The sequence below is a fragment of the Psychrobacter sp. NG25 genome, assembly GCF_015234355.1.
GTDB lineage: Bacteria > Pseudomonadota > Gammaproteobacteria > Pseudomonadales > Moraxellaceae > Psychrobacter.
Map to the genome: position 1 here is coordinate 1 of NZ_JADGMV010000013.1, position 5,585 is coordinate 5,585.

The window sequence follows — 5,585 nt, forward strand, 5'->3', positions numbered from 1 at the left end:
ATGATATGATAGTCAGCTCGCTAAATAGGATAAGCCACATTGGCTATGACTGTTTAGTTGAAATACTAACACTGGACGACAGTGATTAGCATTATTTAAAAGCATAACTAAAGAACAACTTGTGTGGATTTTTGCTGATTCAGAATGTTAAAAAATAAAGTTGGTTGACTATCTTTTCGATAGGATTCTAACTATAAAAATTATCATTTAAGACAGTAAAAAAACTCAAAGTTAATTCATTACGAACATAATTTTTAGCGATTTTGCCAGATTAGATGAGCCAAGTTTAGAAGTCTCTTTAAAGGACTTCATAGCAAGATTAAACTGAAGAGTTTGATCATGGCTCAGATTGAACGCTGGCGGCAGGCTTAACACATGCAAGTCGAGCGGAAACGATGATAGCTTGCTATCAGGCGTCGAGCGGCGGACGGGTGAGTAATACTTAGGAATCTACCTAGTAGTGGGGGATAGCACGGGGAAACTCGTATTAATACCGCATACGACCTACGGGAGAAAGGGGGCAGTTTACTGCTCTCGCTATTAGATGAGCCTAAGTCGGATTAGCTAGATGGTGGGGTAAAGGCCTACCATGGCGACGATCTGTAGCTGGTCTGAGAGGATGATCAGCCACACCGGGACTGAGACACGGCCCGGACTCCTACGGGAGGCAGCAGTGGGGAATATTGGACAATGGGGGAAACCCTGATCCAGCCATGCCGCGTGTGTGAAGAAGGCCTTTTGGTTGTAAAGCACTTTAAGCAGTGAAGAAGACTCCGTGGTTAATACCCACGGACGATGACATTAGCTGCAGAATAAGCACCGGCTAACTCTGTGCCAGCAGCCGCGGTAATACAGAGGGTGCAAGCGTTAATCGGAATTACTGGGCGTAAAGGGAGCGTAGGTGGCTCTATAAGTCAGATGTGAAATCCCCGGGCTCAACCTGGGAACTGCATCTGAAACTGTAGAGCTAGAGTATGTGAGAGGAAGGTAGAATTCCAGGTGTAGCGGTGAAATGCGTAGAGATCTGGAGGAATACCGATGGCGAAGGCAGCCTTCTGGCATAATACTGACACTGAGGCTCGAAAGCGTGGGTAGCAAACAGGATTAGATACCCTGGTAGTCCACGCCGTAAACGATGTCTACTAGTCGTTGGGTCCCTTGAGGACTTAGTGACGCAGCTAACGCAATAAGTAGACCGCCTGGGGAGTACGGCCGCAAGGTTAAAACTCAAATGAATTGACGGGGGCCCGCACAAGCGGTGGAGCATGTGGTTTAATTCGATGCAACGCGAAGAACCTTACCTGGTCTTGACATATCTAGAATCCTGCAGAGATGCGGGAGTGCCTTCGGGAATTAGAATACAGGTGCTGCATGGCTGTCGTCAGCTCGTGTCGTGAGATGTTGGGTTAAGTCCCGCAACGAGCGCAACCCTTGTCCTTAGTTACCAGCGGGTTAAGCCGGGAACTCTAAGGATACTGCCAGTGACAAACTGGAGGAAGGCGGGGACGACGTCAAGTCATCATGGCCCTTACGACCAGGGCTACACACGTGCTACAATGGTAGGTACAGAGGGCAGCTACACAGCGATGTGATGCGAATCTCAAAAAGCCTATCGTAGTCCAGATTGGAGTCTGCAACTCGACTCCATGAAGTAGGAATCGCTAGTAATCGCGGATCAGAATGCCGCGGTGAATACGTTCCCGGGCCTTGTACACACCGCCCGTCACACCATGGGAGTTGATTGCACCAGAAGTGGTTAGCCTAACCTTCGGGAAGGCGATCACCACGGTGTGGTTGATGACTGGGGTGAAGTCGTAACAAGGTAGCCGTAGGGGAACCTGCGGCTGGATCACCTCCTTATAGATGACATTCGGTCAGCAAGAATTCACAACAAGTTGTTCTTTAGTTTAAGCTAGTATTTATTAGCTTTTGCCTTTGTAGGCATACAAAGGCCTGTAGCTCAGCTGGTTAGAGCACCGTGTTGATAACGCGGGGGTCGGCAGTTCAAGTCTGCCCAGGCCTACCATTATTTACGGGGCCATAGCTCAGTTGGTAGAGCGCCTGCCTTGCACGCAGGAGGTCAACGGTTCGACTCCGTTTGGCTCCACCACTATAAATACGAACTTTAGATGCTAATAAATAAAATAGGTATTAAATAGAAACAAGTGATTTTAATTGATTACTTCTTTCTGTTTTATACAGAATCTGTGACTCGACGAGAGCATAGAGACTATTTAAAAACATAGATATGAGTCTGGGTTAGGAGGAGCGTGTTCACGCGCACTTCCTAACCTTAATAACTCACCTCTTAACGACATCAGTTGTTATCCCAGGGGTGAGTTATTAAAAAAGTAATAAGAGAACTGAATCAAGCGTATAAAATTAGGTGATATCGTTATCATAATTAGATTGTATGACACTATGAAGTCGAAAGACTACTTGGGGTTGTATGGTCAAGTAATGAAGCGCACATGGTGGATGCCTTGGCAGTCAGAGGCGATGAAAGACGTGACAGCCTGCGATAAGCTTCGGGGAGGCGGCAATATCCTGTGATCCGGAGATTTCTGAATGGGGAAACCCACTTACCATAAGGTAGGTATCTTGTACTTGTACAAGAAGCGAACGAGGGGAAGTGAAACATCTCAGTACCCTTAGGAATAGACATCAAATGAGATTCCCCTAGTAGCGGCGAGCGAACGGGGAGAAGCCGATTAATTCTAATGTAGAAGAACAGCGTGGGAAAGCTGACCGTAGTAGGTGATAGTCCTGTATTCGAAACATTAGAGTTAACATATTAAGTAGAGCGGGGCACGAGAAATCCTGTTTGAAGATGGGGGGACCATCCTCCAAGGCTAAATACTCCTGACTGACCGATAGTGAACCAGTACCGTGAGGGAAAGGCGAAAAGAACCCCTGTGAGGGGAGTGAAATAGAACCTGAAACCGTGTGCGTACAAGCAGTAGGAGCTTCAATTTATTGGAGTGACTGCGTACCTTTTGTATAATGGGTCAGCGACTTATATTCTGTAGCAAGGTTAACCGTTTAGGGGAGCCGTAGGGAAACCGAGTCTTAATAGGGCGTTTAGTTGCAGGGTATAGACCCGAAACCGAGTGATCTATCCATGAGCAGGTTGAAAGTGCCGTAACAGGCACCGGAGGACCGAACCCACTGTCGTTGAAAAGCCAGGGGATGACTTGTGGATAGGGGTGAAAGGCTAATCAAACTCGGTGATAGCTGGTTCTCCCCGAAAGCTATTTAGGTAGCGCCTCGGACGAACACCATTGGGGGTAGAGCACTGTTTCGGCTAGGGGGTCATACCGACTTACCAAACCGATGCAAACTCCGAATACCGATGAGTGATATCCGGGAGACACACAGTGGGTGCTAACGTCCATTGTGGAGAGGGAAACAACCCAGACCGCCAGCTAAGGCCCCAAATTCCTAGTTAAGTGGGAAACGAGGTGGGAAGGCATAGACAGCTAGGAGGTTGGCTTAGAAGCAGCCATCCTTTAAAGAAAGCGTAATAGCTCACTAGTCGAGTCGGCCCGCGCGGAAGATGTAACGGGGCTCAAACTAGGAGCCGAAGCTGCGGATTTGAATTTGTTTTCAAGTGGTAGGGGAGCGTTGTGTAAGCCTGTGAAGGTGTGTCGTAAGGCATGCTGGAGGTATCACAAGAGCGAATGCTGACGTGAGTAACGATAATGCGAGTGAAAAGCTCGCACGCCGGAAGATCAAGGGTTCCAGTCCAACGTTAATCGGGGCTGGGTGAGTCGACCCCTAAGGCGAGGCCGAAAGGCGTAGTCGATGGGAAATCAGTTAATATTCTGATACTTGTTTATAATGCGATGGAGGGACGGAGAAGGTTATGTCAGCCTGGCGTTGGTTGTCCAGGTGAAAGGATGTAGGCTTGTGGCTTAGGTAAATCCGGGCTACTACATGGCTGAGATCTGATAGCAAGCTGTACTTGTACAGTGAAGTGGCAAATACCATGCTTCCAGGAAAAGCTTCTAAGCAATAGTTATAAACGAATCGTACCCTAAACCGACACAGGTGATCAGGTAGAGAATACCAAGGCGCTTGAGAGAACTCTGCTGAAGGAACTAGGCAAAATGGTACCGTAACTTCGGGAGAAGGTACGCTGTTGGTGGTGATAGGACTTGCTCCTTGAGCTGTTGACAGTCGCAGATACCAGGCTGCTGCAACTGTTTATTAAAAACACAGCACTCTGCAAACACGAAAGTGGACGTATAGGGTGTGATGTCTGCCCGGTGCTGGAAGGTTAATTGATGGGGTTAGCGTAAGCGAAGCTCTTGATCGAAGCCCCAGTAAACGGCGGCCGTAACTATAACGGTCCTAAGGTAGCGAAATTCCTTGTCGGGTAAGTTCCGACCTGCACGAATGACATAATGATGGCAGCGCTGTCTCCAGCAGAGACTCAGTGAAATCGAAATCGCAGTGAAGATGCTGTGTACCCGCGGCTAGACGGAAAGACCCCGTGAACCTTTACTACAGCTTTACATTGAACTTTGACCTGACTTGTGCAGGATAGGTGGGAGGCTTTGAAGCAGACACGCTAGTGTTTGTGGAGCCAATCTTGAAATACCACCCTGGTCATGTTGGGGTTCTAACTCAGGTATAACAATACCGAGGACAATGTATGGTGGGTAGTTTGACTGGGGCGGTCTCCTCCTAAAGAGTAACGGAGGAGTACGAAGGTGCGCTCAGACCGGTCGGAAATCGGTCGTAGAGTATAAAGGCAAAAGCGCGCTTAACTGCGAGACCCACAAGTCGAGCAGGTACGAAAGTAGGTCTTAGTGATCCGGTGGTTCTGTATGGAAGGGCCATCGCTCAACGGATAAAAGGTACTCTGGGGATAACAGGCTGATACCGCCCAAGAGTTCATATCGACGGCGGTGTTTGGCACCTCGATGTCGGCTCATCTCATCCTAGGGCTGAAGCAGGTCCTAAGGGTATGGCTGTTCGCCATTTAAAGAGGTACGCGAGCTGGGTTTAGAACGTCGTGAGACAGTTCGGTCCCTATCTACCGTGGGCGTTGGAAATTTGAGAGGATCTGCTCCTAGTACGAGAGGACCAGAGTGGACGAACCTCTGGTGTTCGGGTTGTCACGCCAGTGGCATTGCCCGGTAGCTACGTTCGGATGGGATAACCGCTGAAAGCATCTAAGCGGGAAGCCCACCTCAAGATTAGATTTCCCTAAAGAGCCGTTCAAGACTAGGACGTTGATAGGCAGGGTGTGGAAGTGCAGCGATGCATGTAGCTAACCTGTACTAATTGCTCGTTTGGCTTGACCATACAACACCCAAGTGGTTTGTATACAAGTCTAATTAATCTATCTTGTATGAGCTGTAGTGGCTTATAGAATAAGAAAGAATATTTCGATATCACCTTTAACCTTGATTCAGTTAGGTTATAAGTTGGTCGACTAAAAAGTAAAATTTATAGTCAAACAATAAAAACAACAGACTCATATCTAACCCCCTTTGCTGACGACAATAGCGCGATGGCCCCACCTGATCCCTTCCCGAACTCAGAAGTGAAACATCGTTGCGCCAATGGTAGTGTGG

2 tRNA genes and 3 rRNA genes are annotated in these 5,585 nt (G+C 48.1%); all 5 read left to right on the forward strand.

The features are described 5' to 3' along the window. Window positions 1–321 precede the first annotated feature (321 nt). Window positions 322–1,860, forward strand: a 16S ribosomal RNA gene (locus IPZ60_RS14035). 89 nt (window positions 1,861–1,949) lie between these two features. After that, window positions 1,950–2,026 (forward strand) — tRNA-Ile (locus IPZ60_RS14040). 8 nt (window positions 2,027–2,034) lie between these two features. After that, a tRNA-Ala gene (locus tag IPZ60_RS14045) sits at window positions 2,035–2,110 on the forward strand. 341 nt (window positions 2,111–2,451) lie between these two features. Next, window positions 2,452–5,313 (forward strand): 23S ribosomal RNA (locus tag IPZ60_RS14050). A 190-nt stretch (window positions 5,314–5,503) separates the two neighbouring features. Continuing rightward, window positions 5,504–5,585 (forward strand): 5S ribosomal RNA (gene rrf, locus IPZ60_RS14055); the annotation flags it as partial.